Annotated in this window: 30 protein-coding genes and 2 riboswitches; of the genes, 1 reads left to right on the top strand and 29 read right to left on the bottom strand. The window is 44.9% G+C overall.

All coding sequences use genetic code 11. The features are described from left to right. Positions 1-247: 247 nt before the first annotated feature. The 15 genes from atpG to AC06MN_RS00420 all read right to left on the bottom strand — a co-directional run bounded on the left by atpG (position 248) and on the right by AC06MN_RS00420 (position 13,370). Positions 248-1,129 (bottom strand): ATP synthase F1 subunit gamma, encoded by an 882-nt coding sequence (gene atpG, locus AC06MN_RS00490; protein ID WP_475670394.1) that lies wholly within the window; start codon positions 1,127-1,129, stop codon positions 248-250. A gap of 91 nt (positions 1,130-1,220) precedes the next feature. Beyond that, the gene (gene atpA, locus AC06MN_RS00485) at positions 1,221-2,798 is read right to left on the bottom strand and encodes a F0F1 ATP synthase subunit alpha (RefSeq protein WP_475670393.1); all 1,578 of its coding nucleotides are present in this window, start codon (positions 2,796-2,798) and stop codon (positions 1,221-1,223) included. 32 nt (positions 2,799-2,830) lie between these two features. Continuing rightward, positions 2,831-3,376, bottom strand: a complete 546-nt coding sequence (gene atpH / locus AC06MN_RS00480; RefSeq protein ID WP_475670392.1) for an ATP synthase F1 subunit delta — start codon at positions 3,374-3,376, stop codon at positions 2,831-2,833. A 2-nt stretch (positions 3,377-3,378) separates the two neighbouring features. Continuing rightward, positions 3,379-3,882, bottom strand: a complete 504-nt coding sequence (atpF, locus tag AC06MN_RS00475) for a F0F1 ATP synthase subunit B (protein WP_475670391.1) — start codon at positions 3,880-3,882, stop codon at positions 3,379-3,381. Positions 3,883-3,939: 57 nt separating this feature from the next. After that, entirely contained in the window at positions 3,940-4,200 is a 261-nt protein-coding gene (gene atpE / locus AC06MN_RS00470; protein WP_475670390.1) for an ATP synthase F0 subunit C, read from the bottom strand. A gap of 183 nt (positions 4,201-4,383) precedes the next feature. Continuing rightward, positions 4,384-5,535: a F0F1 ATP synthase subunit A gene (gene atpB / locus AC06MN_RS00465; protein WP_475670389.1), complete on the bottom strand. Its 1,152-nt coding sequence runs from the start codon at positions 5,533-5,535 to the stop codon at positions 4,384-4,386. Further along, the gene (locus tag AC06MN_RS00460) at positions 5,532-5,933 is read right to left on the bottom strand and encodes a hypothetical protein (protein WP_475670388.1); all 402 of its coding nucleotides are present in this window, start codon (positions 5,931-5,933) and stop codon (positions 5,532-5,534) included. The genes atpB and AC06MN_RS00460 overlap by 4 nt, the downstream gene beginning before the upstream one ends. Next, positions 5,930-6,169 carry a F0F1 ATP synthase subunit delta/epsilon gene (locus tag AC06MN_RS00455; protein WP_475670387.1) on the bottom strand — a complete coding sequence of 80 codons (240 nt, stop codon included), beginning with the start codon at positions 6,167-6,169 and terminating at the stop codon, positions 5,930-5,932. The genes AC06MN_RS00460 and AC06MN_RS00455 overlap by 4 nt, the downstream gene beginning before the upstream one ends. Before the next feature lie 9 nt (positions 6,170-6,178). Next, positions 6,179-7,687, bottom strand: a complete 1,509-nt coding sequence (atpD, locus tag AC06MN_RS00450; RefSeq protein WP_475670386.1) for a F0F1 ATP synthase subunit beta — start codon at positions 7,685-7,687, stop codon at positions 6,179-6,181. A gap of 340 nt (positions 7,688-8,027) precedes the next feature. Further along, entirely contained in the window at positions 8,028-10,241 is a 2,214-nt protein-coding gene (locus AC06MN_RS00445) for a TonB-dependent receptor (RefSeq protein ID WP_475670385.1), read from the bottom strand. A 43-nt stretch (positions 10,242-10,284) separates the two neighbouring features. Beyond that, positions 10,285-10,397, bottom strand: a riboswitch (TPP riboswitch). A 206-nt stretch (positions 10,398-10,603) separates the two neighbouring features. Beyond that, the gene (locus tag AC06MN_RS00440) at positions 10,604-11,572 is read right to left on the bottom strand and encodes a permease (protein WP_475670384.1); all 969 of its coding nucleotides are present in this window, start codon (positions 11,570-11,572) and stop codon (positions 10,604-10,606) included. A 19-nt stretch (positions 11,573-11,591) separates the two neighbouring features. Then, positions 11,592-12,299, bottom strand: coding sequence for an aromatic aminobenezylarsenical efflux permease ArsG family transporter (locus tag AC06MN_RS00435; RefSeq protein WP_475670383.1), 708 nt, complete (start codon positions 12,297-12,299; stop codon positions 11,592-11,594). After that, complete coding sequence (locus tag AC06MN_RS00430) at positions 12,299-12,709, bottom strand: nitrophenyl compound nitroreductase subunit ArsF family protein (protein ID WP_475670382.1); 411 nt, start codon at positions 12,707-12,709, stop codon at positions 12,299-12,301. The genes AC06MN_RS00435 and AC06MN_RS00430 overlap by 1 nt, the downstream gene beginning before the upstream one ends. Positions 12,710-12,736: 27 nt before the next feature. Further along, entirely contained in the window at positions 12,737-12,976 is a 240-nt protein-coding gene (locus AC06MN_RS00425; protein WP_475670381.1) for a thioredoxin family protein, read from the bottom strand. Between the two features lie 70 nt (positions 12,977-13,046). Then, a complete protein-coding gene (locus tag AC06MN_RS00420; RefSeq protein ID WP_475670380.1) occupies positions 13,047-13,370 on the bottom strand; it encodes an ArsR/SmtB family transcription factor in 324 nt (107 codons plus the stop codon). Between the two features lie 86 nt (positions 13,371-13,456). Between AC06MN_RS00420 and AC06MN_RS00415 the strand changes: the two genes are divergently transcribed. After that, complete coding sequence (locus tag AC06MN_RS00415; RefSeq protein ID WP_475670379.1) at positions 13,457-13,912, top strand: T9SS type A sorting domain-containing protein; 456 nt, start codon at positions 13,457-13,459, stop codon at positions 13,910-13,912. A 93-nt stretch (positions 13,913-14,005) separates the two neighbouring features. On the opposite strand, the gene AC06MN_RS00410 is transcribed toward AC06MN_RS00415, so the two are convergent. From AC06MN_RS00410 to AC06MN_RS00345, 14 genes are all read right to left on the bottom strand, one after another. Beyond that, entirely contained in the window at positions 14,006-14,290 is a 285-nt protein-coding gene (locus AC06MN_RS00410) for a hypothetical protein (protein WP_475670378.1), read from the bottom strand. 38 nt (positions 14,291-14,328) lie between these two features. Then, complete coding sequence (locus AC06MN_RS00405; protein WP_475670377.1) at positions 14,329-15,489, bottom strand: ABC transporter substrate-binding protein; 1,161 nt, start codon at positions 15,487-15,489, stop codon at positions 14,329-14,331. Further along, positions 15,486-15,653 (bottom strand): cysteine-rich CWC family protein, encoded by a 168-nt coding sequence (locus tag AC06MN_RS00400; RefSeq protein ID WP_475670376.1) that lies wholly within the window; start codon positions 15,651-15,653, stop codon positions 15,486-15,488. The genes AC06MN_RS00405 and AC06MN_RS00400 overlap by 4 nt, the downstream gene beginning before the upstream one ends. A 91-nt stretch (positions 15,654-15,744) precedes the next feature. After that, the gene (locus tag AC06MN_RS00395; RefSeq protein WP_475670375.1) at positions 15,745-16,788 is read right to left on the bottom strand and encodes a DUF5074 domain-containing protein; all 1,044 of its coding nucleotides are present in this window, start codon (positions 16,786-16,788) and stop codon (positions 15,745-15,747) included. A gap of 14 nt (positions 16,789-16,802) precedes the next feature. Continuing rightward, positions 16,803-17,780: a T9SS type A sorting domain-containing protein gene (locus AC06MN_RS00390; RefSeq protein WP_475670374.1), complete on the bottom strand. Its 978-nt coding sequence runs from the start codon at positions 17,778-17,780 to the stop codon at positions 16,803-16,805. Then, complete coding sequence (locus AC06MN_RS00385) at positions 17,777-18,970, bottom strand: T9SS type A sorting domain-containing protein (protein ID WP_475670373.1); 1,194 nt, start codon at positions 18,968-18,970, stop codon at positions 17,777-17,779. The genes AC06MN_RS00390 and AC06MN_RS00385 overlap by 4 nt, the downstream gene beginning before the upstream one ends. 115 nt (positions 18,971-19,085) lie before the next feature. Further along, positions 19,086-19,276, bottom strand: a riboswitch (cobalamin riboswitch). Positions 19,277-19,398: 122 nt separating this feature from the next. Further along, positions 19,399-19,746 carry a single-stranded DNA-binding protein gene (locus AC06MN_RS00380; RefSeq protein WP_475670372.1) on the bottom strand — a complete coding sequence of 116 codons (348 nt, stop codon included), beginning with the start codon at positions 19,744-19,746 and terminating at the stop codon, positions 19,399-19,401. Positions 19,747-20,633: 887 nt separating this feature from the next. Beyond that, the gene (gene rpmF / locus AC06MN_RS00375; protein ID WP_475670371.1) at positions 20,634-20,819 is read right to left on the bottom strand and encodes a 50S ribosomal protein L32; all 186 of its coding nucleotides are present in this window, start codon (positions 20,817-20,819) and stop codon (positions 20,634-20,636) included. Positions 20,820-20,863: 44 nt separating this feature from the next. Further along, positions 20,864-21,382, bottom strand: a complete 519-nt coding sequence (locus AC06MN_RS00370) for a YceD family protein (RefSeq protein ID WP_475670370.1) — start codon at positions 21,380-21,382, stop codon at positions 20,864-20,866. A gap of 81 nt (positions 21,383-21,463) precedes the next feature. Further along, positions 21,464-23,074 (bottom strand): S41 family peptidase, encoded by a 1,611-nt coding sequence (locus tag AC06MN_RS00365; RefSeq protein WP_475670369.1) that lies wholly within the window; start codon positions 23,072-23,074, stop codon positions 21,464-21,466. After that, positions 23,074-23,958 carry an ACP S-malonyltransferase gene (fabD, locus tag AC06MN_RS00360; protein ID WP_475670368.1) on the bottom strand — a complete coding sequence of 295 codons (885 nt, stop codon included), beginning with the start codon at positions 23,956-23,958 and terminating at the stop codon, positions 23,074-23,076. The genes AC06MN_RS00365 and fabD overlap by 1 nt, the downstream gene beginning before the upstream one ends. Beyond that, positions 23,958-24,683 carry a Bax inhibitor-1/YccA family protein gene (locus tag AC06MN_RS00355; RefSeq protein ID WP_475670367.1) on the bottom strand — a complete coding sequence of 242 codons (726 nt, stop codon included), beginning with the start codon at positions 24,681-24,683 and terminating at the stop codon, positions 23,958-23,960. The genes fabD and AC06MN_RS00355 overlap by 1 nt, the downstream gene beginning before the upstream one ends. Before the next feature lie 32 nt (positions 24,684-24,715). Further along, positions 24,716-25,342, bottom strand: coding sequence for a GTP cyclohydrolase I FolE (gene folE, locus AC06MN_RS00350; protein WP_475670366.1), 627 nt, complete (start codon positions 25,340-25,342; stop codon positions 24,716-24,718). Positions 25,343-25,357: 15 nt separating this feature from the next. Further along, positions 25,358-25,720, bottom strand: a complete 363-nt coding sequence (locus tag AC06MN_RS00345) for a bactofilin family protein (protein WP_475670365.1) — start codon at positions 25,718-25,720, stop codon at positions 25,358-25,360. Positions 25,721-25,727: the final 7 nt, after the last annotated feature.

The raw sequence follows: 25,727 nt of genomic DNA, 5'->3' as shown, positions 1-25,727 counted from the left end.
CCATGTCTGTCAGTCTTTTGCTTGTTTTGTTTTCTACCACTAAGATAGGTGAAAATCCTGACATGGCAATGTCCTGGGCAACTTTTTGTTGCTCAGGATTTTATTCCTTTTAATCTATTACAGGTGTGCGGAATTAAGGGTAAACTAATTTTGCTCACCTATTGAAAAAACCGCCATTCAAGCCAGAATGACGGTTTTTATATGTAGAGACGCGATTCATCGCGTCTCAATCATTTTAATTAACGTATTATCCATTCAACGCCTCAGCGCCGCCGACAATATCAATCAGTTCGTTGGTGATGACTTCCTGACGTGCCTTGTTGTAGAGTATCTTCAGCTCTTGTGACAAGGTCTCGGCATTGTCGGATGCAATGTGCATGGCAGTGGTGCGGGCACCGTGTTCGGCCGTGAAGGCATCGAGCATGGTGGAGTAGAAGTTGGTGCGTAAAACCTTAGGCACCAGTTCGTTGACAAATTCTTCCTTAGAAGGTTCAACGATGTAATCCAATGAGGCTTTGCTGTCGTTGGCCGTTTCAATGTCGGTGGAAAGCGGCAACACGGCTTCGCGTTGCGGAATCTGAACGCCGGTGTTCTTGTAGTGGTTGAAAATCAATTCCACCTTGTCGACTTCGCCCTTGAGGAACATGTCGACGAACATGTCGCTGATTTCGCAAGCCGAATCGTAGCTCGGTTTTTCACTGAGTTCATGATAATGCTTTTCGACGGGAAGTCCGACGCGCTTCATGTAGTCGTTGATTTTCTTGCCGACGGTGTAAATCAGGATGTTCTCAGCACCGATTTGTGCGGCATATTCATCGTAGATGACCTTGAAAAGCTTGTTGATGTTGGAGTTGTAGACACCGCACAAGCCGCTGTTCGACGAAAATGCCATCAGTGCCACTTTCCTGACCTCTCTGTGCTCGGCAAGCGGAATGTTGACTGATTCCTCCATCGAACTGAGATAATTCGTCAGCGCTTCGGAAAGCTTGGTTTTATAAGGGACGAACTTCAAGGTCGTAGCCTCGGCTTTTTTCAGTTTTGCTGCCGACACCATTTTCATGGCACTGGTGATTTTTTGTGTCGAAGCTACCGATGCGATTCGTGCGCGTATTTCTTTCAGTGATGCCATTGCTTAATTGTTTGATTTCGAGATTGCGGGCCTTCGAGATTGCGAGACCACGAATCCTCGTTGTCTCGCAGTCTCGTTGTCTCGCAGCCTGTTATTTGAATTGTTCGCTGAGCGTCAAAGCCTCTTCCTTCAGGACAGCCTTGATGTCATCGTCGATTTTGCCTGATTTCAGTTGGTCGAGAATGTCGCGGTGCTTTGCCTCAATAATGTCTAAATACTGCTTTTCAAATTCGCGTACACGGTTGACCGGTACTTTATTGAGCAGTCCGTTGGTTCCGCAGAACATGATGGCAATCTGCTTTTCAACAGGCATTGGCGAATATTGATTCTGTTTCAGCAATTCCACATTCTTTGTACCTTTGTCAAGGATGGCGATGGTGGCTGCATCGAGTTCGGCGCCGAATTTCGAGAAGGCTTCCATTTCACGGAATTGTGCCTGGTCAAGCTTCAGGGTGCCTGCCACTTTTTTCATTGACTTGATTTGGGCATTACCGCCGACACGCGATACTGAAATACCGACGTTAATAGCTGGACGTATACCTGCATTGAAGAGGCCCGTTTCAAGGAATATCTGACCATCGGTAATTGAAATCACATTGGTTGGAATGTAAGCTGAAACGTCGCCAGCCTGTGTTTCGATGATTGGCAATGCTGTCATTGAACCGCCACCTTTCACGATATCTTTCAAACTATCTGGCAGGTCGTTCATCTTGCGGGCAACATCATCATTCTTAATGACTTTGGCTGCACGTTCAAGCAAACGTGAATGCAGATAGAAAATATCACCAGGATATGCTTCACGCCCTGGAGGACGACGCAAAATCAAGGAAACTTCGCGGTATGCTACAGCTTGTTTCGACAAATCGTCGTAGATAATCAGCGCATGTCGACCGGTATCGCGGAAATATTCAGCAATGGCAGCACCTGCATACGGGGCATAGAACTGCATGGCAGCGGGGTCGGATGCGGTGGCAGAAACCACAATGGTATAGTCCATGGCACCGTGTGATTCAAGCGTGTTAACCAGACTGGCAATAGTTGAACCCTTTTGACCTATGGCTACATAGATACAGTAAATAGGATCGCCATTCTTGAAATTTTCCTTTTGGTTGATGATGGTGTCGATGGCTATAGCAGTCTTACCCGTCTGGCGGTCGCCGATGATAAGTTCTCGCTGTCCACGACCGATAGGAATCATGGCGTCGACGGCCTTCAATCCCGTTTGCAATGGCTCATTCACAGGCTGACGAAAAATGACGCCGGGAGCTTTACGCTCGAGAGGCATTTCGTAGGTCTTGCCTTTGATAGGGCCTTTTCCGTCAATAGGATTACCTAATCCGTCGACTACACGGCCCAACATGCCATCGCCAGCCATGACTGATGCAATGCGCTGTGTGCGCTTTACGGTTTCGCCTTCCTTGATGCCTTCGGTAGGGCCAAAAAGCACGACACCGACGTTGTCTTCTTCCAGATTGAGCACAACACCCATCGTCCCGTTTTCAAATTGAACCAGTTCGTTTGACTGGACCTTTTCAAGACCATAGACACGGGCCACGCCGTCGCTCACTTGAAGCACCTTGCCAATTTCCTCAAAATGAACTTCATTGTTCAGATTTTGGAGTTGCATTTGCAGTATGCTTGATATTTCACTAGGTTTGATGTCTGACATATATGTTGTTTATTTGTTTATCGTTTAATTGTTTATTGCTCGCGTTTCAGTTCCTCTTTCACTTTATTCAATTGCCCTGCGATACTGGCATCCAATAGGTTGTTTTCGATGTCGAGGGTGTATCCGCCGATGAGTTTCGGATCTATGCTGACCACAGCTTCGACGTTGGCTTTAAACAGGTTTGCAATGCTTGCCTTGATTTTCTCCAAAGTCTCAGGCGAGAGTTCTGAAGCTGTTGTGATATGAGTCAGGAGGATGTTCTTGTCGGCGCGGTATTGTTCTTGATATTTCAAGGCAATGAGATATATTTTGCTTTCGCGGCCTTGTTCGACAATGAATTTGACGAAGCTTTTCAGGCAATCTGGAATCGGCTCACCAATGGCAGTTTCTATCAGCTCGATTTTCTTTTCGTTTCCGATGACAGGGTTTTTCAGGACAGAATCGAATGAACCAATAGTTTTTGAAACAGCATTGGAAAACCGGCGCAATGATTCATATACAATCTGCTCACACTTGTTTTCACATGCGAGGTTGTAAAGTGCCCTTGCGTATCTAACCGATATTTTACCGTCGTTCATGGTTATGCCTCAATGTGTTGTTTGTTGTTCTTGAGCAGTTGGTCGATGTAATCGCTTTGCGACTTCTTGTCTCCCAGTTCGCGTTGCAGCAGTTTCTCTGCAATGCTGACCGAAAGGGCCACCACTTCGTTTTTCACTTTCGACATGGCTTCGGCCTGTTCCTTTTCGATGCGGAGACGTGCGTCGGCCACAATCTTTTCGGCTTCGGCACGTGCCTGGGCCTTAGCTTCTTCCATAATCTGATTCTTAAGCTCTTGGCTTTCCTTCATGATACGGATTTGTTCGGCCTGTGTCTCTGCCATGACTTCTTTTCTCTTTTCCTCAACGCCAGCCAAGGCATCGTTGGCTTCCTGCGCTGCTTTGAGTGAGTCGATGATATGCTGGTTGCGCTTGTCGACGGCGTTCATAATCATTGGCCAGCCCACCTTGGCAAGGATGACGAAAACGATAAGGAACGCGATGAGCATCCATATTATCAGACCACTTTCGGGAAGAAATAAATCCATTTTTTCAACATTTTAAAGGTCTGGGGCTTGACGTGCAAACCCCAGACTGGTTTACAATTAAAGAACAGCCAAAACGCAAACGACGATGGCAAACAGAGTTACGCCTTCGATAAGAGCACTTGCAATAATCATACTGGAGCGAATGTCACCAGCTGCTTCTGGCTGACGGGCTATGGCTTCCATTGCGGATTGACCGATTTTGCCGATACCCATTGCTGCACCAATGATTGCGATTGCTGCACCGATAGCTGCGCCGACTTTTGACCATGACGCCATGTCTGCTACTGCTTGAGCTGCTTGAAGAATGATTGCTAACATGATTTTTAAGATTTAGTTAATTAATGGATTATTGTTTGTTTAATTGTTGACAAGTTGACTGTTAGACTATTAGACCATTAGACTTTTTTGACTCTATGACGGCCTTTTTTGCGGCCGTCATTCCCGCGAAGGCGGGAATCTCATTTTGATCTTATTATTTGTTGATTAAACATTGCAAGTTTTTTACGCTTCCTCAGGCTCTTCCTGGGCCAAGCCGATGAAGATTGATGAAAGCATTGTGAATACGTATGCCTGGATGTAGGCGACCAGCAGTTCCAATGCCAGCATAAAGACCGACATTAAGATTGATACGACAGATGTTCCTATTCCAACTCCCGCACCATACATGCCACCAAGAATGAAAATCAGTCCCATCAATACCATGATGACAATATGTCCGGCAAGGATATTGGCAAACAAACGTACCATCAAGGCGAAAGGCTTGGTGATGGTGGAAATCAGTTCGATGATTGGCATCAAAGGGAAGGCTTTCAGGAACATCGGCACATCAGGCCATAGGATGTCTTTCCAATAGTGCTTATTGCCAAATAGATTGATGCACAAATATGATAACAAAGCAAGAACCACTGTAATGGACAGATTACCTGTAACATTGGCACTGAATGGAAAGAACGGTATCAGGCCAAAAAGGTTGCTGAAGAAAATGAAGAAAAACGCCGTTAATAAGTATGGTGCAAACTTCTTGTATTTGTCGCCAGGAATGGAAGGTTTTACAATGCCGTCCAAAACCATATAGGTGAGCCATTCCACCATGCCTTGATAGCGTGTCGGGTTGGCCATAGGGTCTTTCTTGTACTTTGCAGCCGCAGGCAGGAAAAATGCCAGCAGGAAGATACATACGATGAAGATGCCGAAGGCGTTCTTGGTGAACGAAATGTCAAACGGACGCACCACTTCGCCGGCACTGTTGATTTCGACCAGTTTGCCAGGCTTGAAATCGGAAGTCATTGGCTCGATGAAGAAATTGTTGTAGGTCTCGCCGTCTTTCAGCTCACAGACGTGTTTCGATGAAAACACGCACCAGCCTTGTTCTTCGCTCTTCACAATGACGGGCAGCCAAACACAGACAGGCTCGCCTTTGATTTCAGTGATGTGGAAGCAATAGGAGTCGCCGGTGTGTCCGAAAATGAACGATTTAGAATCAAATTTTTCTCCTTCATGAGCAGAAACCTCTTCTTCAGCAGCTGTTTCTGTTGGTATCGGATCGGCTATCGTAAGTCCTTCACACAGCGTGTCTTGGGCTATGATCGGCACCGTGAACAACAGCAGCATCGCCGCCAAAATGTGCCTGATATTTTTAAAGACATTTTTCATGCTTTATTACTCTTTTTTAATTGTTTCGCGTAGTCAGTGAAGATCATGGTTTCTGTTGCCAATGCAATGAGATAGCATGACGCAGTGATGATAAGAAACAGTTTGACGTTTTGCTTGACAAAAATCATGTAAAGTATCAAGATAATGAGGCTTACGACGATTTTTATACCTTTGTAAATATAAAGCCAATTCAATTTATTGGAGTTGCCGTCGACGTTTTTCTTCATGAAGTTGGTGTAATAGGCACCGAGAATCATGTAGATAATCGGTATCATGGCCATCCAACGGTTCCAAATCTCCACTGTGGGCGAAAGCCAGCACAGCAGAATGCCGTCAATCACGAGGCAGAGAAGCAGGAAAATTGCCAGATATTTGGTTGTCAAAACGTCTTTCTTCATAATTCTGCACAGACTATCAATGTGTTGTCATGTTGTTCGGCGAAACCGCCCTTGATGACGAATTCCTGATTCTCTCCCTGACTGTCGGTAAGTGTCACTTTGCCTGCTTCGAGGATGGCGACAATGGGTGCATGATGATCAAGCAAGGTGAAAGGCCCCATTTTGCTGGGCACTGTCACCGACTTGACCTCACCTGAGAACAGTTTCGACGTGGGAGAAATGATTTCGACTTTCATGGCACGGGATTATTGGGCTTGTTTGAGCATTTCTTCACCCTTGGCAATGGCTTCGTCGATGGTGCCGACGAGGTTGAAGGCTGCTTCAGGATACTGATCGACTTCGCCATCCATAATCATGTTGAAACCTCGGATAGTTTCTTCGATTGGCACCATGACGCCTTTCATGCCGGTGAATTGTTCTGCCACGGTGAATGGCTGCGACAGGAAACGCTGCACGCGGCGGGCGCGGTGGACAACGAGTTTGTCTTCTTCGGAAAGTTCTTCCATACCAAGAATGGCGATGATGTCTTGCAGTTCTCTGTTGCGTTCCAGCAGGTTGATGACGCGCTGAGCTGTGTTATAGTGCAGTTCGCCGACAACATTCGGGTCAAGGATGCGAGAGGTTGAATCCAATGGGTCAACAGCAGGATAGATGCCTAATTCGGCAATCTTACGGCTCAAAACGGTGGTGGCATCCAAGTGCGAGAAGGTCGTGGCTGGGGCTGGGTCGGTCAAGTCGTCAGCTGGCACATAAATGGCCTGAACTGAGGTGATGGAACCGTTCTTGGTGGAAGTGATGCGTTCCTGCATCTGACCCATATCGGTTGCCAGTGTAGGCTGGTAACCTACGGCAGATGGCATACGGCCTAACAAAGCCGACACTTCGGAACCTGCTTGCGTGAAACGGAAGATGTTGTCGATGAAAAGCAGGATGTCTTTCTGGTCGCTGTTCGGGTCGTCGCGGAACGATTCGGCAACGGTAAGGCCCGAAAGAGCAACTGACACACGTGCCCCAGGGGGTTCGTTCATCTGCCCGAACACCAGTGTGGCTTGTGAGGTGGCAAGGGCTTTTCTGTCGATTTTCGAAAGATCCCAATCGCCTTGCTCCATGGCCTTGGTGAATTCTTCTCCATATTTAATAATACCAGAGCCGATCATTTCGCGCAACAGGTCGTTACCTTCACGGGTGCGTTCACCAACACCGGTAAACACCGAAAAGCCATGATAACCTTTTGCAATGTTGTTGATGAGTTCCATGATAAGGACAGTCTTGCCGACACCTGCACCACCGAACAGTCCGATTTTACCACCTTTCATATAAGGCTCCAACAAGTCGATGACTTTGATGCCTGTGAAAAGCACTTCTTTTGAAGTGGTAAGGTCTTCGAATTTAGGCGGTTCGCGGTGGATAGGGAATTCGGACGAACGGTCAAGTTCTCCTATGCCGTCAATTGAGTCGCCGATGACATTCAGCAAGCGGCCTTTGATTTGTCCACCAATCGGGATAGAGATAGGTTTGTTGAGTGGTGCGACATCCATGCCACGTACCAGACCATCGGTAGAATCCATAGCGATGGCACGAATGGAATCTTCGCCAATGTGCTGCTGGCATTCCAAAATAAGGTTTTTCCCATTTGGGAAGACGACTACCAATGCGTCGTGAATCTTCGGAAGGTCTTTTTCTCCTCCCTTAAAGTAAACGTCAACCACAGGTCCAATTACCTGCGTGATTTGGCCTTTTATTTCTTTTGACATAAGTCTGCTATGTATTTAGTAAGTGCCTTATAAATATTTCGGCTGCAAATATAAGAAAAGATTTAGATGAAAAACAAGTCGAAAAAGATTTTTTTTAGAGGCTCTTTTTTATTGTCATAGTTCCTTAGTGATAATTAAAAAACAACCTATAACGGAAATAACTGTTTTTTCGTTTCACTGAACGCAAATCATTGTAAATGAAACGAAAACTTTCTAAATTTATAATCGTCGATATATCAGTTTAATTTATGGAAATTCATGTTTAATTCGTGGGGATTTATGTTTGAAAAACGATATTGATATGTGTTAGAATTGTCACAACTTATTATTTTATTGTTACTTATATCCCAATCGTCACCCCAAACATGAAATTGATGCCGGCTTGCGGAAAGTAACCGTCAATGAGATATTCGCCGTATTCCTGGCCCATATAGGCACGGTAAACCCAGGCGTTGCTGCAATAGCGATGGTTGAAAATGTTGTTCACGGAAAGACTGAAATTCAGCGTTTTGAACACTTTCTGCTGCCATTCGTAATTGATGTGCAGATTGCTGATGAAATAGGGGTCGAGACTGCGCTCCAAATTGGAAGTGTTGTCGATGTGTTGACGGCTGACATATTGTCCTTGCAGGTTGAAACTCAAGTCGTTGATAGGCTTGTAGATAAGATTGAAGCCGCCAATGAGGTTGGGAGAGAAGGAAATATCCGTCGTGCCGAGGAAAGTGGTGTGATAGCCGCCGTTTTCCCAGTCTTCAAGATAATCGGTGAAACCAAGGATCTTGTTTCGGCTCAAAGCCAAGTTTCCGTTGATGGCGAACTGTTTGCAAATCTGGTAGTTGGCTGATGCTTCAAGACCCAATCTGTAGCTTTTGTCGACATTCGTCATCACGGCTTCGCCCACGCTGTTGATTTCGCCAGTCAGCACCAATTGGTCTTTGTAATCCATATAATAAAGGTTGGTGCTGAAACTGAATTTCTGTCCTTTGCGGTTGTAACCGAGTTCATAATCAATGAGTTGCTCGGCTTTCACCTTGTCAAGTCGGTTTTCGTCGGTGTCTTCAAACACGTTGCGGCTTGGCTCACGGTGTGAGCAGGCTATGGAGAAATAGAAATCGTTTTTCTCGTCGAGGCTGTAAAAAACGCCACCTTTCGGATTGACGAAATTGTAATTGTGGCTTTGCGTGATGTCGCGCAAATCTTCATGTTCGCCATTGATTTTGTAGATGACATGACGGTATTGCAAATCGGCAAACAGACTGAAATGTGCGTTGATTTCGGCGTTGGTTTTGGCGAAAAAGTTCAAATCGGTTTTGTGGCCTTGGTTGTGGTACCATTCATAATCGGTCGGAATGGGAATCTGCGCCCAAACGAGTCTTCCGAAATGCGCCCCTTCAAAATGGTTCCAGCCGCCGCCAAAAGTGGTGTTGAAACGCTTGGTCTGATGGTTGAGACTAAGGTTTGCTCCATAAAAATAATTGTCTAACCATTTCTGTTGTACGAAGTTACAATTATCAATAAGTTCGTCATCAACCCAAATGGAATTGAGTTTATAGCCCGAAACATCCATGCCGTTCATGTAGTTTTCGTAATAGCCTTTGCCCGTGGTCAGGAAAAGCGCGGAGGCAAGTGTGAGTTTTTCGGTGAAATTATGGGCGTAATGCAACTGGTAGTAACTTTGCGTGTAGTTGTCGGTTTCGTTGTCGTAAAATCCAAGGAAATTACCGTCTTTGTCGTACATTTCGCCGGCGGGATTGTAAGTCGGATTGCTGTCAATCATGCTTTTCGGGATGCCGTTCCAAGCCTGATATGTGTTTTCAGTTCCGCTCATCATAATGAATTTCAGCATGTTGTTTTGATTGGACCAAGAACTTGAAAGGTAATACGATTTCAGTTTAGCCCAACTGCGGTCGATGTAACCATCGGAACGGATTTGGCTCAAGCGGCCGGAGAGGTTGAAGCCGTTTTCGCTGCGGCCAGTACCGAAATTGAGCGTGTTTTTCAACGATTTGAAACTGCCACCCGCGCTGCTGAGCGTGGCGTAAGGCGTGGCGCTGATTTCATCGGTCTTGATGTTGATGGAAGCGCCAAAAGCGACGGCTCCATTGGTCGAAGTGCCGACGCCACGTTGCACCTGAATGTTGTCGACCGAAGAAGCCAAATCGGGCAAATCCACGAAATAGACCTGGTAGTCTTCTGCACCATTGACGGGTACACCGTTGAGTGTCACGTTGATACGGGTCAAGTCGTTGCCGCGGATGTGAAGTCCCGTGTAGCCGATTCCTGTTCCGGCATCGGAAGTGACGACGAGCGAAGGTGTGTTCTGTAGCAGATAAGGCAGGTCGGCGCCTTTGTTGTTCTTGCGGATTTCCGTTGCATCGATGTCGGAGTGGGTGAGAGGCGTTTTTTCGCCCACGCGGCTTGCGCTGACCGTGACTTCGTCCAAAAGTTGCTTGAGGTAAGGCAAAGTGTCACCTTCCGGCAACTCGTTTTGTGCTTTCGTCATGCTGGCTGAAAGCATCAGAATGAAGAGGAATAAAAACTGTCGTTTAGACATGACTCATTGATTTAAGTTGTTGAACAATAAATCAATAGAGGAAATTTTGAGAAACTCGTTTCCCTGTCTCGGCATTATCCGTATCAGGTTCAGAGGGTTTGATCTCAGCCTGTCTTTCATCTTGCTGTAGCAAGAAAGGCACCCCTATTGTAATCGGGTGCAAAAGTAGGAAATTTTACAATACTTTAATTCTTTGGAAAAAGCTTTTTATGGGAAAATCTGTAACATCTTGTTTTATTTGCTGAAATAAAGAACTCTGAATCCAATCTTGGGTATCATTCGATATGAAAAACAACTCCTGCCGTTGTGAGAGATACAGCAGGAGTGACATTTGGTATGAAAAAATGCTTGAAATGATTACTTCACAGCACAGCATTAAATAACCAGCCGCTTAAGATAAACATGACGGCAATGGTGCCAAAGAATATTCCGATGAGTTTCCAGTTCATCACTTTTTTCAGCATAGTCATTTCTGGTAAGGATAGACCCACGATGCCCATCATAAAAGCAATGGCTGTTCCAATGGCAACGCCTTTACGCACAAAAACTTCGATGACAGGAACGATACCAGCGGCATTGCTATACATAGGAATGCCGATTAGGACGGCTGCCGGAACCGTCCACCATTGTTCCGCACTGAGATATTTGGTGAAGAATCCTTCGGGAACAAAACCGTGAATGGCCGATCCAATGCCAATGCCAATGAGGACATAAATCAGAACACCTTTTACGATACCCCAGCTTCCCCTGATAATTCCGGGCAGCCTTCCCCAGAAACTGATGTGCTCGGCTTCCCATTTTCCAGTTTGCTCGATGCTGTCTTTTTGAATCTGTAACACCCAAGGACTAAGGTGGCGTTCCAATTTGAATTGCCCCAAGATTATGCCGCCAAGGGTGCCTAAAATGATGCCGCTCACTACATAAATAATGGTGGTTTTCAGTCCAAAAGCACCTAAAAACATGGCAACAGCTACTTCATTGACTAATGGAGAAGTAATTAGAAATGAGAATGTTACGCCAAGTGGAACGCCGCCTTTTACGAAACTGACGAACAAAGGAATGGAAGAACATGAGCAAAATGGCGTTAAGGCTCCAAAAATTGAGGCCAACAAATACTGCAAACCATAGAGTTTATGTGTCTGCAAATAGTTTTTCAATCGGTCGATTGGAAAATATGCGTTGATGATGCCCATGATTGCGCTGATGATAAACAAAAGTATCAGCACCTTGATGGTTTCGAAAACAAAGAAATTCAAGGCGAAGGCAAAGTGTGTGCTTGCATTAAGGCCGATGAGGTTAAATACAAGCCAATCAGCGAATTTTTGAATCATAATGAATTGATTTTAAATTTTACAAAAAATTGATAATGCAATAATAAATACCAACGATGATGAAAAGCCCGCCGACAATCCAGTTCATCCATTTTTGCAGTGTTTGCATTTTCCCATAGAATTTTCCGATGCTTTCAACGCTGAAAGCGATGATAAAAGCAACGGCAAGAACGGGTAGGGCGGTTGCAAAAGCGAAGACAACAGGAAGAAAATAACCGCCTGATGATGCAACAGATAGTGGAATGAGGCCGCCGAAATAAAGCACGCAACTTGTAGGACAGAACGCCAGGGCGAACAAAATGCCTAACAGCAAGGCTCCCCAACCGTCTTTTTTCGCAAGTTCTTCGCCATCGGATTGAAAACCGAATTTTGGTAGGTTCAAACTTTTTCCAAATAACATGAATATACCGATAATCAGTAAGATAGGACCAATAAACAATTCACCATACCGCGCAAAGAATTTCTGCACCTTGAAGATGCCGGCACCTTGTTTCAAAATGAGGATGAGCACAAAACCTAAAATGCTGTAGCCCAATATCCTTCCTAAAGTGTAGAGCAATCCTTTACGCAATACACCCCATTTGCTGCTGATGTTTTTGCTGATGAAACCAACAGCAGCGATGTTGGTTGCTAAAGGACAGGGACTGATTGCCGTCAGCAGTCCCAAAAAAAATGCCGTAATGATCGGTGTTGTGCTGCTGTCCAAAAGTTGTTGCAGGGTTTCCATTATTGTAATAATTTGTCAATTTCGGCTTCCAATCGTGCCTTGAATTCATTGGGATTGTTGCGAGCATATTTGAACCCCATATCGGTCAAATTGTTGATGGTGCCATTCTTGTCGAGAATGAGCGATGACCAAGCGACTTCGTATTTGTCGGCTAAAGCCTCGTTCTCATCAATGCTGACAGATTGAAATTTGATTCTTCCTGTTTTGATGTCAGTAGCATACTGTTGTTCAATGAGTTCCAGCGTGAATTTTTCGATGGCAATACAGGTTGGGCAACGTTGTTTTCCATAGAAGCAATAGACATGAAGCGTATCGTTTGATGAATTGTTTTTCTCTTTCTGGTTAGTTGTATTGACGCAGCCGGTCAATAAAATAAATAAGCATAAGCTTGATAACAATTTGATTTTCATTGTTTTTTGTGTTTTATTGATTAAACATTAAATAGAATAATTCTGAAGAAGTTTTTTCACTTCGTCAAAGGAAAGTTTTCCTTTCGCCACGACTATTTCATCGATGACCAAAGCGGGAAGTTGCATCACATTGTAAGCCATGATTTTTATCATGTTTTCTTCCTTTGTAATGGTGGCATTGAGCTTGAGTTCGGCAGCAGCCTGCTGCACATTGGCGAACAAGGTCTTGCAGTTAGAGCAGCCCGTTCCTAAGATTTTAATTTCCATAGTTGATTTTTATTTGAATTAATATTATTGTTTGTATTTCGTAAAACTACGAACATTATTTTCAAAAAAATTAGTCGCAGCATTTGCTGCTTTTGCACACGCAATGGCTAAAAAACTCACCGAATAAGGCTTTGGCTTCCAGCCAATTCTCCATATTGATGCAATATTTTACTTTAGGGGGAATGATTTCACCTTGAATTAATCCGGCATCCTTCAATTCTGACAAATGCTGTGATGCCGTAGCTTTTGCGATGGGCAATTGTTCGTGAATGTCACCGAAGAAACATGTTTCCTGATGAAGCAAAAACTCTATTATTGCAACACGGGTAGGGTTGCCCAAGGCTTTTGCATAACGCGCCAATTTCTGTTGTTTGTCAGTATAATCGGAATTCATTTGTTTAAATTTCGCGGCAAAAATAATACTTTTTTTCTTACTGTTCGTAAAAATACGAATTATTTTTTAAACGTCAGCAGTGGCAGATGCAAGTCATAAAAATCATCTTTCGTGACACGGTCTTTGAAAAACAGGTCGCCGAAAATGGCAAAGGTGTAGCTAGAACGATGGCGGAGTCGTTGCTTGAAGGTGTTTATGGCTATCACTTTGAGAGCTGTCCGGAAATGGCTTATCCAGTGGCTGAGAAAACGGATTTGCCGTCTGAAGCGATAAAGGATGAAATCGAGGTGCGTTTATATCCGAATCCAACGCGTGACAACTTGATTGTTTCTGGAAGAAATCTTGATCTTGTAAGTGTTTATGGTATTATAGGACAAATTGTTATGAGTTCCCAATGCAATAATGTTCCAAACCTGACAATTGACATGAAATCCTTTTCTTCCGGGGTTTATTATGCCAAGGTTGCTGACCAAAACGGACGAACTTGCGTGTTGAAAGCCGTAAAAGGAATACGTTTTTCTGCGTTTAAAGTACGGCATTAACAAGACTGTCGCAGAAGATGAACATCATGGCAATTGTGCCGAAGGAAATGCCGACGTGTTCTTAAAAGTTCCTTTGCTTATTTTGTCAAAACCTCAATCGAAATACTCAGGATAATAATCCATGACGATGTCCTCAGGCCACTGCAAATCAGACTCTTCATCACCGGCAACAGCGGTCAAGGCATCATGAATCAGATTGTATAGGTTTTCGTCGACGGACTTCAACATTTCCAAAGGCACTTCCGGTCCGCTGGTTTTGATGAAAAGCTTCAAGGTTTCGGTTTCCTTTTCAAACAATTCAATTGAAAATCTGTAAGTTCCAGTGCGGCGTTGCGCTTCGGGCAACAAGCCAAATGTATAAGTCTGAGGTTGTAACATATCCTTTGTTTTGAAGTCGCAAAATTACGCAATCCGACTTAATTTTCATCTAACCAGTGATAATATTTCGGCTGATAGCCTGTCCACTTCCCCGTCAGACATTCGGGATGGAAGAAATAGATGAAATCGGCAAGTAGAATGTCGGGCTCAATCTGTGAGTTTTCAAAATACCCTACCTTGCGGATGTCGCACACAATGACCTTGTGGTTTTTGCACGCATCGAAAAGCGGATAAATCGGGTTTTCACGTTCCAAATCATCGTAAGTCATTGAAGTGGATGATGAGTTTGCAATACGCCAAAAATCAGCATGTTGCGCTTTGGCAAGAATCGCTTCAGGGTCTAAGGGAAAACTTGCCGGCGAATCATTGTCTTTCCAAATGTAATCGGCACCAGCATCAACAAAAAGTTTCGCAATGTAACTCTTGCCGCCCGCGATGTACCATTGTCCGTTGAAGGCTAAATCAGAGAATACTGATGGTCGTTCTGAAACATTGGAACACTTGTCTTTCAACGCATTGTAATTCATTTCAATCGTATCGAACCAAGCATCGGCCTCATGCTGGCATCCAGACAGCAGACCTATGACACGAATCCACTCGGCACGGCCTAAGGGCGTGTTTTCTAAATAATCAGCAAAAGGGAAAAGAACCGCATCACTGATTTTCAGATTATTCTGATTACCATCAAAATAAGGCGAATAAAGGATGATGTCGGGTTGCAACTGAATCAGTTTTTCGCAATCGATGGCGGCCTCCGTGCCAAGGTCGCACATTTCGCCCGATGCCAACATGGATTGCATGATGGAATCATGCACATAACGGCCTTCCAAAATGCCTTTCACGCGCCCGATTTCACCCAAACGCATGAAAACCGACCATTGCGTTGCTGAAAACGAAACGACAGATTGAACGGGAATTTTTACGGGTGTGATTTCCGCCGGTAGAGACGCCCCATGGGACGTCTCTACAGATGCGGAATCATTCACCAACGCAAACCGTCCCAAATATTCCGTTGAATCCCAAGGGTTTCTGATTTCCATCAGATGGCCGTATGGCGTTTCGTAAACCGCCACATTGCGTGCATAACGCATCAGGTTTTCGCCTAAATCCTGTGCCGATGATTCCTGCGGTTTCTGCGGCGAAGCGCAAGAAACCAGCAGGACGGTCAGCAAATTATATAGGATAGTTTTCAGTTTCATTCTTCAGCGGCAATTTCTCTCAGACATGATTCACAAAGGCAATCGTTGAACTGCATTTTCAATTTGGCCTTTGCCTCATCCGACAAATGGATTTTCGCACACCAGCAATCGGCAGCATGAACACATTCAAAGGTTTTGCCACAACGGGGACAGGATTTTTTCATGACTGAAGTATTTGACATTTTTGACAACAAGGCTACGAGAGCACGAGACCTCGGGAGCACGAGACCTCGAGACCTCGTAGCCTCGCATTCTTTAATTAAACACAATTGCACTTGGAATAATGCCAGCCTGGAACGAGCCTTTGCCCACGCCATCGGAAGTATAGCGGTAAACCGTTCCGTTGCTGACGTAATCCCCCGCATCGGTCACATAAATGTCGCCATTCTGCGGATCTATGGACATATTATAAAAGTTGCGGTTTTCAGCGACAATGAATTCCTTATCAAGAGAGGACGCATCATCGATGGCCATCCTGCACACGTTTTTATCGATGAAATAGAGTTGCGTTCCGCTCTTGTCGATGCAAAGATGGCTTGGATAGCCACCAACGAAAGGATAGGTTTTCTCTACCTGTTTTAGCATTGGGTTAATCTTGCAGAGGAAGAAAGCGGAATCTTCCCAACCATTGTCGCAAAGCACCCAGACCATGCCATCCTTATCGACCACCATGCTATTGGGTTCCTTCTCAACCTCAATTTCGGATACCACAACATCGTTTTGAATGTCAATTACTTGCACCGTACTATTGGAAGTGTCAGGCTGATAGTAATTCGACCAATTTGTTGCCCACAATTCATTGCCGACTTGCAGCAAGTTTTCGGTAGGATTACCCGTCTCTACGAAACCACAGTGGGTCATATCCTGAGGATTGACAATCCACACCCCTGTTCCAATCATATCGCTGACGTATGCCTTATTGGGAGCCACGATGCGCATTTCGCGCGGCGAATAAAACCCGTCAATCTTTGCTTCAAATTTCATGGTTTTGGCATTCACCTTATAAATATAATTGCTATTGTTGACCACAATGAATAGTTTATCGCCAAGTAAGGTCAAACTCTGAGCGACATCGCCAATCGGAGAGCCATTGACGCGGTAGAAAAGGTTGTTTGTAACCGTATCCGTTTCCGGATTATAGAATGTCAACGAAGAGTTTGCAAAAGTGTAGGTCCCTTCGTTCAGCACAAACACACCCTTCCCAACTGTTGTATCTTCAGTAATGACAGGGTCTTCTTGATGGCAAGAGGCCAATCCAAAGGCAATCAATGCCAATAAAGCAAAATTTATTTTCTTCATTTTCAATATTATTATTACTGTTTCATTATTCTTTCAACATACACTTTATCGTGATTTGCAACTCGGACAAAGTAAATGCCTACATCCCAATTGCCCAAATCGATGATGGCCTTTTCTGCATCAAGCACAAAGGCATTGACTTTTTGCCCCCAAAGGTCATAGATTTCACACATGGAACCGGCTCCCGAACATACAGTCAACGAGCCGGAAGTTGGATTAGGATAAACGGAAAGGGCATCATGGCAGATTTCATTCAAACCGTTATGGTGCGCCAAATCGTGAATAACCCCTACAGCGTCCAAATCGAAGCCACTCGATGCAAAAGGAGTTGGCCACGGATCGTTGACAGGATTGCCTCCCGAATCGTATGTAGCATATTCGGAATCGATATTGCCCACCACATCAATCAAGCGCACATAGGCAATATTGTTTTTGTCGAGAAGCGCATCATCCTCTATGTCATCAATATCGAAAGGCGTACCATAAAACGCCTCGTATTTTCCCGCAAAATTATGGATAAGACTTGCGTCCATTGTTGCAAAACTGCCGCATTGGGTATCAGCAGGCACTTTCGAGACGGCAGGAAAACGGAAGAAATGCTCACCATCAGAACTCACTTCGACAAATGCCAATTCCAAAAACACATGAGGCGTGCTATGAAATCCATTCTCGAACACAGCAAAGTCAGGGCCGACTTCATTGACAATGTTGGAAGAGAAGGTCAGGGTGGCCACGCCTCCATCACCCAAGCTGACCACCATATTGTCGGCTTTTCCGATGCCGTCAGCATCCTTTCCATACGAAGCAAAACCTATACCTTCATTGCCGATTTGCTGCAATCCGCGTTCAACGGTGCATCCCGTAGCCCAAGCCACGAAAGCCGACGAATCGGCATGCATGGCAGTGCTGCCAGGTAAACCCGCCTCTGGCGCAAACTGCGCTATCAACGAAAGCGGCAGCACTGTCATCAAAAAAAAGAAACTTTTTCTCATTTTACGACTAATTTCAAAGTCTTTGTAGCATTGGCATCCCTTACTGCTACATAATACACACCGCTGCCTAGGCGCGATGTCTCGATACGGACATTGGTTTCACCAATTGCATTGATGCTTTGAACATTCACCAAACGGCCTTGCATATCGAAAACCGAAATGGCAGTTTCGCCAACACCATCAAAGTTCACCCATGCTTCACCGACGGCTGGGTTAGGATAAACCGAAACGGTAAGGCTTTCACCCTCTTCGATGCCAGTAGTGTTGGAGACGGGTTCAACAGGCTGTTCCCATACGTATGTCCATTGTGCGATTTCGGTAGCACATGATTCATCGCCCCATTTGACATAATCTCCATCGGCAACGGTTTGTTCATCAAAGCCATACCATGCCATAGTCCCGTTCACATTAAGCAGCCAATACATACCTGCCAACGAGAGGTTGACGTCACCATAATTATAGGTCAAATCAGTGACCATAGTGCCTGCCGCCTCGTAGCCAAAGCGCGAATCCGATGCTGCAATGGCATCCATGACTTCTTTCACGACAACCATCTCGCCATCAAAACGATAGCCCCAGGCCAAAGCCATATTGGGATTGTTCCAATTAACGATAAAGACGACCTGATGCTGACCTTCGCCAACCCAGAAAAGGATGTCATCCGGACTGATGGTTGCATCGGAAGCAATGGGATAGACTGGAGCGACCTCCTTGGTCCAAACAAAGTTCCAGCTGCCAGCCTGAACTTCAGTAGCGCACGATTCATCACCCCATTTGACATAGTCTCCGTCAGCAACGGTTTGCTCTTCAAAACCATAAGATGCCATAGTTCCGTTCACATTATAAAGCCAATACATTCCTGACAGCGAAAGGTCAAGGATGCCATCATTAAAGGTGATGTCTTCTACCATGCCACCTGCTGCAAGAAAATCGAAACGGCTGTCGATATCCGCGATTTTTTCCATCATTTCTTTTACCAGAATAGTCTCTTCATTAAAGCGATAGCCCCAAGCCAGAGCAGTATCAGGACTGTTCCAATTGACGATAAAAACGGCTTCGTTGGCACCTTCACCAATCCAGTAACGCACCTGTGAAGCATCAATAGAAGCATCTTGCTGGGCAAAAACACTTCCTGCAAAAGAAAACACAAATCCCAAAAGGGCGCAAAGAGTAAAGTTTTTAAAACGCATAATACTTTAAGTTTTAAAGGGTTAATAATAAGTTAATGAACCGAAATAAAACTTCAAGGAAATGATTTGGAACACCTATTTAAGAAGGTGATGACCAGCTCTTGTCCCGAAAGCTTTGTTGTCGCGACATGAGGCAGGTCTTCTGACTTACTCCTTTCGGTCTGTCGCCTTCCCATCGTTGACGGAGTGTCGTTTGACAGTGGCAGAATGACAGACTTTTGCAAGAGCTTACAGCAGCGGGAACTGTACGGGATTCTCACCCGATTCCCTATTGAGCCTTTCGGCACCGCATATCGGGTGCAAAAGTAGACAATTTTTCCAATGGAAAAGAAAAAAGTGAAAGATAAAAAATTGGCAATTGGTTATTCTGTTGGATTTTGTTCAGACGAAGCCAATTGCCGATTCTTCAATAGTTTTTGAATCCGTTATCAATCAGGCTGTTTGTCAAATTCGAGAGGGTAGAGGTCTTTGAGCCAGATTTCGGTCGAAGTGCGGCGTTTGCCTTCTTTGTCGGTCCAATCGTTGTTGCGCAGCGTGCCTTCAATGGCAATCAGTTTTCCTTTCCTGACGGCTTTCATCACACGCTCGGCGGCGTTGCTCCACGCAACAATCGTAAACCAATACGTGTTGTCAACGCGCTCGTTGTTGGCGTTGGTGTAAGGCTCGTTGACGGCGATGCGGAAACGCGCCACTTTCTGGTTGTTGTTCAAGGTTTTCATTTCAGGTTCTGCACCCGGGCGGCCAATCAGCATGACCGAATTTTGCATTGTACTCATTTCTGTAAGTTTTAATTGTTAGTAATATGTGTGTTAATTGGATTCAAAAATGTCTGTGTCTTGTTGTTTTGACGCTGCAAAGTAACGACATCTGTCAAGAAAAAATCCGACAACAAACGTTTGTAGTCGACTGTAAGCATTTGTTGTCGTTTGCTGTCGGATATATGATTGAAAATCAACTTGATTTGTTGATGTCTAAAAAAGTGAATTTTGTCGATTCCGAGTTTTAATTTGTTGTCGGTTTACTTGTAGGGACGCGTCGCAAGCATCCGCAAATGACGAACATCTATTAGTTTGAACACGGATTTTTCAGATTTTCACGGAAATATTCATCCGTGTGAATCCGAGAAATCCGTGTTCGGTTAATTTGTTGAATTACGACAATATGAAGGCCAATAAATACGATATGTGGAGTGCAGTTTTCAATGTGAAATTGGATATTTGTTAATTAACTTAGATTCAATTAAATACAAAATATAATCGGAGTTTTTGAGGCATTTCATTCGGACTTTTTGAGGTATTTTAAGTCTCCGCAACTTATTTCTCTGTAGAATTACATATTTCCGCAATTAGGGAGAGAAAACCATATAAAACAAAAAACCCCACCAATCGGGGAGAATGGTGGGGAAAAACAATATAAAGATTATGAAAAAAATCCGTAGTTATTTGTCTTTCTTTCGTTTGACGTTGCAAATATAAGCATTCTTTTTCAGTTGGTGCACTTTTTTTCAACTTTTTTCAAAAAAATGCTCTTTTTTGCCTTTTTCAACATAATAAAAGACTACACAACCATTCCTGAACCGAAGTTCAGAATGATTGTGAGGTCTTCTTTGCCTTAGAACAAGTCATTTGCTTGTCAGCGCGTTGTATGTTGAATCCGCCAGCAATCACTGCTTGGCAGCCATGACCAATTGTCCTTTGTAATACAAATCGCCGTCGACATAGTATGCTCTATGCATGACGTGCATGGTACCTGTAACTGGGCAAACAGTTACGTTTGGGGTTTCTGCTTTGTAATGCGTTCTTCTCTTTGCGCCTCTGGTATGAGACTGTCTACGTTTAGGATGTGCCATTTTACTTTTATTTTAAAATGTTAATTACCAGTTGTTTATTATATTCAATCAAGTTTTATGTTCTTCAAAGCCGCCCAACGGGGATCCGTTTCGTTTTCCTCTTCTGCCACTGGCTCTTCCTCGTGGGACAACATCTGCAACACCTCTGGATTACATTCTCCTTCGGGATGAACCCTGTGGATCGGTATCGAAAGAATGATGTATTCGTAAATCAAAGAACTGATGTCGAAATCGTGCTGGTCGGCAGGAACGACAACTACATCGTCCGACTCTTCGGCAACTTCCGAACCGAACTTGACATAGTAGACTTCGTTGTTTTCAATCGGTATGTCAAATTCATCGGCGCAACGGTCGCAAGCAACCCTTACCTTGCCTTGCAATGCGAAATTGAGCGTCATCATCAGCTCGGTCTTCTCAATGTCAAGGTCGATGGAGACCGTACCCTGATGAATTTCAGAGTAATCCATCCCTTCAAAGAAGTCATCCTTTACATCAAAATGATAGGAATGATTTCCCAACGCAAGACCGTTTACCGGTATCTGATATTCGTTTCCCTTATCCATTTTACCTAAAATCGGGCTGCAAAAGTAATTAATTATTTGATACAGACCAATTTTTCTTGTAAACTTATTTTCTTCAATTGTTTATTTCGCTGATTCAGTGCTTTTTAATTCACTGATGGCGCGTTGAAGAATATCGTCCATTTCCTCGTATATCGGGTAAAATCCCTCATCATCGAAGATATTTCGGGCAATGTAGGCTTTCAGCAATATGTTGGTCTCTTTTCTTGCCACTTGTTTTTCCTTGTCAGTTCCTTTCAGTCCTTTTTCTTCGGCGCGTTTCAGCATTTCGGCAAACATGACATCGCTCACCTTGAACGATTTGGCGAACTGCTCCACATTCTGATAGCGGTTCAGTTCCTGGCGGTGTATGTCGGTATAGTCGAAAGCGTATTGGAACAGGATTCCGGTGTTCACGATGCGGTTGAAGAAATATTCGGTGCTGTCGTCAACCAGCGGAACGTAAATGTCGGGCATGATGCCGCCACCGCCGTAAACCACTTTGCCTTTTGGCGTGACAAATTTCAGTGAATCAGCGAAATGAATGCTATCGGCACTGAAAAGTTCGCCGTTTTCGTAACGTTCAAACGATTCGAACATGTATTTTTCATGGTCGCCATCAAAAGGCTTTTGAATGCAACGGCCTGTCGGTGTGTAGTAACGCGCTACGGTGAGGCGTATGGCCGAGTTTTCGGTCAGCATCATCTGTTCCTGAACCAATCCTTTGCCGTAAGAGCGTCGTCCGATGATGGTTCCGCAATCGTTGTCTTGCAAGGCGCCTGCTACGATTTCGCTTGCACTGGCCGATTCGCCATCGATGAGGACGGTAATAGGCATATCTTCCAACATGCCACGGTGACGGGCCGTCATGTAATAGCGTGGGCGGTTGCGGCCTTCGGTGTAGACAATCAGGCTGCCTTTGGGCAGAAATTCGTCGGCAATGTCGACGGCAGCCGAAAGATAACCGCCCGAGTTGCCGCGCAGGTCGAACACCAGTTTCTTCATGCCTGCAGCTTGCAGTTTCTTCACGGCCTTCACAAATTCATTGTAGGTCGTTGCCGAAAATTTGCCTAATTTCAGATAACCGATTTCATCGTCAAGCATATAAGCGACTTCGACGCTGTAGGTTGGAATGACATCGCGTTTTATGGTGAAATCCAGCAAACCATCAATGCCACGTCGAAGCACTTGCACATTGACTTTCGTGTTTTTCGGTCCTTTCAAAAGGCGCATCACATCGTCGTTTTTCATCTTTACGCCGGCAACCAGCGAATCATCGACCTTAATGATGCGGTCGCCCGCCATGATGCCGACTTTTTCCGAAGGGCCGCCTTTAATCGTATTGATAATGGTCACGGTGTCTTTTTCCAAGCGGAAGGAAACGCCAATACCTTCAAAACTGCCCAAAAGCGGGTCGTTCAAAGCATTGAATTCCTCTTCTGAAATAAACTGGCTGTGTGGGTCGAGTTCATCCATCATGGCGACTATGGCGTTTTCCTCGATTTCCTTGACATCGACGGAATCAACATACTCCTCATTAATATATGACATCACAGCATCGAAAGTGCTATTGCCCGATTTGGCAATCGACAGGGCTTTTTTCACGTTGCCCATGTTGATGTATAGCCCAATGAGGATCCCAACCGCCACCGCAAGCAGGAAATAAACCGAACTTGGTTTTCTGTTGTCTTCCATCAGATTGTTGCGCTAACAAGTTCCATGTTTTTGTCGACCTTTTTGAACAAGCCTTGAAGGACTGTTCCCGGACCGACTTCGACCACCGACCTTACGCCGGCAGAAATCATGTTCGACATGGTTTGAGTCCAAAGCACGGGCGAGGTGAGTTGTGAAACAAGGTTCCTCTTGATGATTTCAGGGTCGTTGACGGATTGCCCTGTGACATTCTGATAGATAGGGCAGATGCCGTCGTTGAATTTGGTGGCATTAATGGCTTCGGCCAATTCGACACGGGCCGGTTCCATCAGCGGACTGTGGAAAGCACCGCCGACTTTGAGCGGCAGCACACGTTTGGCACCGGATTCAACCATTTTCTTTGAGGCTTCTTCAACGCCTTCAATCGAACCCGAAATGACCACTTGTCCAGGACTGTTGTAATTGGCGGCCACCACGATTTTGTCTTTTATGGAAGCACAAACCTTTTCAACAACTTTATCTTCGGCACCAATGACGGCTGCCATTGTGCCAGGCTGCAATTCGCAAGCCTTTTGCATGGCGGCAGCACGTTTGGCGACAAGGCGCAGACCATCTTCAAAACTCAAGACCTTGTTGGCGACCAAAGCCGAAAACTCGCCTAAGGAATGACCTGCAACCAAATTTGGCTGAAAATCTTCCAATAAGGCTGCCAAAACGACAGAATGAAGGAAAACGGCAGGTTGCGTCACTTTTGTCTGGCGCAAGTCTTCATCAGTGCCGTCAAACATAATGTCGGTAATCTTGAATTTCAAAATGTTGTTGGCTTTGTGGAACATGTCCTTGGCCTTCGACGACTTGTCGAACAAATCCTTGCCCATGCCAACGAATTGGGCTCCCTGACCAGGAAAAACGTATGCCTTAAACATTAGTCTCTACTCCCGAAAATACGTAATAAATATAAGAATAAGTTGATGAAATCAAGGTAAAGCGAAAGTGCGCCCCAAATGGCGATTTTCGTCACAGTGTCGTTTTCACCTAAATTGGTTGTGCCAATCTGTTTCAGTTTTTGAACATCGAAAGCAGTTAAACCGGTGAAAATCATTACGCCAATGAAACTGATGACGTAATCGAACATGGCGCTTTTGGTGAACAGGTTGACCAAAGTGGCGATGATAAGTCCGATTAATCCCATGAACATGATTTTGCCGAATTTGGTCAAATCAGTCTTGGTGGTGAAACCTGCCACGGCCATCACGCCGAACATGCCGGCGGTAATGAGGAAAGTCTTGACGATGACAGCTGAAGAATAGGCGAGGAAGATGAAACTCAGGCTCATGCCCATCAGTACGGAATACAACACAAAAATGGCTGTCATGGTTCCTTTTGACATTCTGTCGATTCGGGCTGACATGACAAAGACCAGAATCAACGGGGCCAAGGTGACGACCCAGCCCAAAAGTGACATGCGGCCTGTCTGACTGTTAATCAGCATATAGAAAAATGCTGGTGATGAAGCACTTAAAAATGCTGTCAAGGCGGTGATTCCCAATGCAATGCACATCCATAGGAATACCTTCGACATGAATGTTCTTGACACATCAGCGGATTCCATCTCGTTGATGCTCAGATAATCTTTTTCGTTTTGGTTCATATTCGTATTAATTTAAAGTTTAACAATCAAAATCAGTGTAGGTTCGTTCCAATCAGTCGGAAAAACTCTTCTCTTGTCGTTTCGCGCTCAAATGCTCCTATGAAATCGCTTGTCGTCGTGACAGAGTTTTGTTTCTGAACGCCACGCATCGACATACACAAATGTCGTGCCTCAATTACGACTGCCACGCCCAAAGGGTGCAAAGCCTCGTTGATGGCATCCTTGATTTGTGTGGTCAGGCGTTCCTGCACCTGAAGGCGGCGCGAATAAACCTCAACCACGCGGGCAATCTTGCTCAGTCCCGTGATGTAGCCGTTCGGAATGTAGCCGACATGGGCTTTGCCGATGAACGGAATCATGTGATGCTCGCACAAGGAGTAAATCTCAATGTTCTTGACAATCACCATTTGGCGGTAGTCTTCCTTGAAACGTGCCGCAAGCAGGATTTCCATCGGGTTCTGATTGTAGCCTTGCGTCAGGAACTGCATCGACTTGGCGACGCGCAAAGGGGTTTTGAGAAGACCTTCGCGATTCGGGTCTTCGCCTAATAATTCCAAAATAGCCTGATAATGCTCCTGAAGTTTTGCCAAGCGTTCAGGGTTATACTTTTCAATAGATTCATAGCCGAATTTCTCATTTAGCTCGTTTTCTTCTATCATATAAAAATAAAATAATTAACCGATTTTCTGTTGTTTAGGCATGGCCACGGTGTTCTGCTGGTTCATGATGCATTGGCCGGTGAACTGTGCGCCGACTTCAATCAGCAGTTGCTTTGTGGTCAGTTCCACTTCAACTTTTGAGGTTGATTTCAAGGCGGTCAGTTCTTCCGTCTTGATTTTTCCTTTGACGGTGCCTGAAATTTCCGCCTGTTTGCAAACTAATTCGCCTTTGAGTATGCCGGTTTGGCCGATGAAGACCTTGCCATTCGACTTGAGGTTGCCTATCAGTTGGCCGTCGATGTGGATGTCGCCGCTCGAATCGATGTCACCTTTGATTACGGTGCCGTTGCCTATCAGATTGCGTGCTTGTGCTTCCATGATGTTC

This window comes from Candidatus Limimorpha sp., from assembly GCF_056203535.1.
Note: the sequence above shows the minus strand (reverse complement) of the source record. Positions and strands in the feature narration are given on the sequence as shown.

Bases quoted from the DNA above. Each gene is read 5' to 3' on its own strand.
- atpA (WP_475670393.1), bottom strand. From the start codon at position 2,798: ATGTCAGACATCAAACCTAGTGAAATATCAAGCATACTGCAAATGCAA.
- AC06MN_RS00455 (WP_475670387.1), bottom strand. From the start codon at position 6,169: ATGAAAGTCGAAATCATTTCTCCCACGTCGAAACTGTTCTCAGGTGAG.
- atpB (WP_475670389.1), bottom strand. From the start codon at position 5,535: ATGAAAAATGTCTTTAAAAATATCAGGCACATTTTGGCGGCGATGCTG.
- AC06MN_RS00420 (WP_475670380.1), bottom strand. From the start codon at position 13,370: ATGAATTCCGATTATACTGACAAACAACAGAAATTGGCGCGTTATGCA.
- AC06MN_RS00385 (WP_475670373.1), bottom strand. From the start codon at position 18,970: ATGCGTTTTAAAAACTTTACTCTTTGCGCCCTTTTGGGATTTGTGTTT.
- AC06MN_RS00430 (WP_475670382.1), bottom strand. From the start codon at position 12,709: ATGAAAATCAAATTGTTATCAAGCTTATGCTTATTTATTTTATTGACC.
- atpF (WP_475670391.1), bottom strand. From the start codon at position 3,882: ATGGATTTATTTCTTCCCGAAAGTGGTCTGATAATATGGATGCTCATC.
- atpD (WP_475670386.1), bottom strand. From the start codon at position 7,687: ATGTCAAAAGAAATAAAAGGCCAAATCACGCAGGTAATTGGACCTGTG.
- AC06MN_RS00410 (WP_475670378.1), bottom strand. From the start codon at position 14,290: ATGTTACAACCTCAGACTTATACATTTGGCTTGTTGCCCGAAGCGCAA.
- AC06MN_RS00390 (WP_475670374.1), bottom strand. From the start codon at position 17,780: ATGAGAAAAAGTTTCTTTTTTTTGATGACAGTGCTGCCGCTTTCGTTG.
- atpE (WP_475670390.1), bottom strand. From the start codon at position 4,200: ATGTTAGCAATCATTCTTCAAGCAGCTCAAGCAGTAGCAGACATGGCG.
- AC06MN_RS00415 (WP_475670379.1), top strand. From the start codon at position 13,457: ATGCAAGTCATAAAAATCATCTTTCGTGACACGGTCTTTGAAAAACAG.
- atpH (WP_475670392.1), bottom strand. From the start codon at position 3,376: ATGAACGACGGTAAAATATCGGTTAGATACGCAAGGGCACTTTACAAC.
- AC06MN_RS00435 (WP_475670383.1), bottom strand. From the start codon at position 12,299: ATGGAAACCCTGCAACAACTTTTGGACAGCAGCACAACACCGATCATT.
- AC06MN_RS00380 (WP_475670372.1), bottom strand. From the start codon at position 19,746: ATGAGTACAATGCAAAATTCGGTCATGCTGATTGGCCGCCCGGGTGCA.
- AC06MN_RS00460 (WP_475670388.1), bottom strand. From the start codon at position 5,933: ATGAAGAAAGACGTTTTGACAACCAAATATCTGGCAATTTTCCTGCTT.
- AC06MN_RS00400 (WP_475670376.1), bottom strand. From the start codon at position 15,653: ATGAAAAAATCCTGTCCCCGTTGTGGCAAAACCTTTGAATGTGTTCAT.
- AC06MN_RS00405 (WP_475670377.1), bottom strand. From the start codon at position 15,489: ATGAAACTGAAAACTATCCTATATAATTTGCTGACCGTCCTGCTGGTT.
- AC06MN_RS00345 (WP_475670365.1), bottom strand. From the start codon at position 25,720: ATGGAAGCACAAGCACGCAATCTGATAGGCAACGGCACCGTAATCAAA.
- AC06MN_RS00440 (WP_475670384.1), bottom strand. From the start codon at position 11,572: ATGATTCAAAAATTCGCTGATTGGCTTGTATTTAACCTCATCGGCCTT.
- atpG (WP_475670394.1), bottom strand. From the start codon at position 1,129: ATGGCATCACTGAAAGAAATACGCGCACGAATCGCATCGGTAGCTTCG.
- folE (WP_475670366.1), bottom strand. From the start codon at position 25,342: ATGATAGAAGAAAACGAGCTAAATGAGAAATTCGGCTATGAATCTATT.
- AC06MN_RS00425 (WP_475670381.1), bottom strand. From the start codon at position 12,976: ATGGAAATTAAAATCTTAGGAACGGGCTGCTCTAACTGCAAGACCTTG.
- rpmF (WP_475670371.1), bottom strand. From the start codon at position 20,819: ATGGCACATCCTAAACGTAGACAGTCTCATACCAGAGGCGCAAAGAGA.
- fabD (WP_475670368.1), bottom strand. From the start codon at position 23,958: ATGTTTAAGGCATACGTTTTTCCTGGTCAGGGAGCCCAATTCGTTGGC.
- AC06MN_RS00395 (WP_475670375.1), bottom strand. From the start codon at position 16,788: ATGAAGAAAATAAATTTTGCTTTATTGGCATTGATTGCCTTTGGATTG.
- AC06MN_RS00445 (WP_475670385.1), bottom strand. From the start codon at position 10,241: ATGTCTAAACGACAGTTTTTATTCCTCTTCATTCTGATGCTTTCAGCC.
- AC06MN_RS00355 (WP_475670367.1), bottom strand. From the start codon at position 24,683: ATGAACCAAAACGAAAAAGATTATCTGAGCATCAACGAGATGGAATCC.
- AC06MN_RS00370 (WP_475670370.1), bottom strand. From the start codon at position 21,382: ATGGATAAGGGAAACGAATATCAGATACCGGTAAACGGTCTTGCGTTG.
- AC06MN_RS00365 (WP_475670369.1), bottom strand. From the start codon at position 23,074: ATGGAAGACAACAGAAAACCAAGTTCGGTTTATTTCCTGCTTGCGGTG.